Source organism: Streptomyces sp. NPDC055099, assembly GCF_053607685.1.
On record NZ_JBSGUA010000083.1, the window covers coordinates 1 to 1,309 of the forward strand.

Annotated in this window: 1 protein-coding gene; it reads right to left on the bottom strand. The window is 74.5% G+C overall.

All coding sequences use genetic code 11. The features are described 5' to 3' along the window. Positions 1–19: 19 nt before the first annotated feature. Positions 20–1,309: hypothetical protein (locus ACWFRU_RS42455; RefSeq protein ID WP_453694216.1), on the bottom strand; the 1,290-nt coding region annotated here is incomplete at its 5' end.

A 1,309-nucleotide genomic window follows, 5' to 3' on the forward strand; every position in this document is an offset into this window, starting at 1 on the left:
CGGGACGCGCAGTCGCAGCTCAGACCGCCTTGGACTTGGAGGGACGCCCCCAGCCCGCCGCCCGCTCGATCGCAGTGAGCAGTGCGGGCTCCCATCCGGCGGCCGCCAGGTCGGCGGTCTCCGTCAGACCTGCCTCGGTAAGCGCGAAGAGTTGCATCGTGTGCTCGATTCCTTCGGCCCACGCCGCCCGTGCGGCCTTGCGGCAGGCGAGGCGCGCTTCGAGTTCTTCGTCAGTGTCCGGATCGCCGGAGCGGCGCGACTCGGCGAGGGCGCGTCCGCACGCGGCGACGTCGTCCAGGAGGACGACGGCCCGTTCGGCGTCCGGCTGACGGGGGGCCGGGGAAGCCTTCGGGCTGATCCCGCGGCGCAGCTGTTCCATGCGGGTGGGCAGCGGCACCCACGAGGGCTCACCGGCCATCTGCGCGTTGGCCTGCTCGACGGCCCGGGTCCAGGCCCGGTACAGCCCGCGCGGCTCCAGCGGCGTGCCGGGCGGGACGGTGTACTCGCCACGATGGTTGGCGCGCAGGCTTACCCACAGCGCCGCGGTGGCGCCCCGGACCCGCTCCAGCAAAGCGTGCCGTTCGACGAGCCACCGGCGGAGACCGGCCCGGGAGAGCCCGGACAGGTCGATCAGCTCGACGTAGGCCTCCGACTCGCTCCACCCTTGCGGCCTGCGCACGATGCGGACCTTGTCGAGCCCGGGGGCGAGATCCTCGATCCGGCACGCGCACAGTTCCCCCGAGCGGGCCCCGGTGTCGACGACCGTCGCACCGAGGGCGAGCATCCGGATCTGCCCGGGTAGGGCCTCGCCCCGGTCGGCGACCTCCTCCAGGGAGGTCCGCAGCAGGGACTGGGCCCGCTTGGGCACGGGCTGCTTGCGGGCGGGATCGGGCTGCGGCGGCAGGTCGGCGTACACCTCGGCTGCCTTCGCCAGGAGCGCCAGGACCTCGATCCGGGTCTGCCGGGAGTTGTCGCCGCTGTGGGCCTTGGCCGACCGGCGCACCCGCAGCCTGCCGCGGGCAGCGAGGTCCAGGTAGGCGTCGACGGCGGCCCTGCGGAAGAGGGCACGCGCCTCGGCCTCGTTGTCGAGCGGGTGGTCGACGGTGGCGAGCGCCCTGCTGTACTCGCCCGCCACCCACCGAACCTGGCGCCCGCGGGCCTCGGAGATCTCCTCCTCCCACGAGCAGACCTCGACGGCGGCCGCGCGCAGCAGATCGGACCCCGTGAGCCTTCGGTCGACGGACATCAGCGGCTCTCCCCGGATGCGGGCCGCCGTACGGCCTGGCGGACGCCGCGGGCCGCCGGGGAC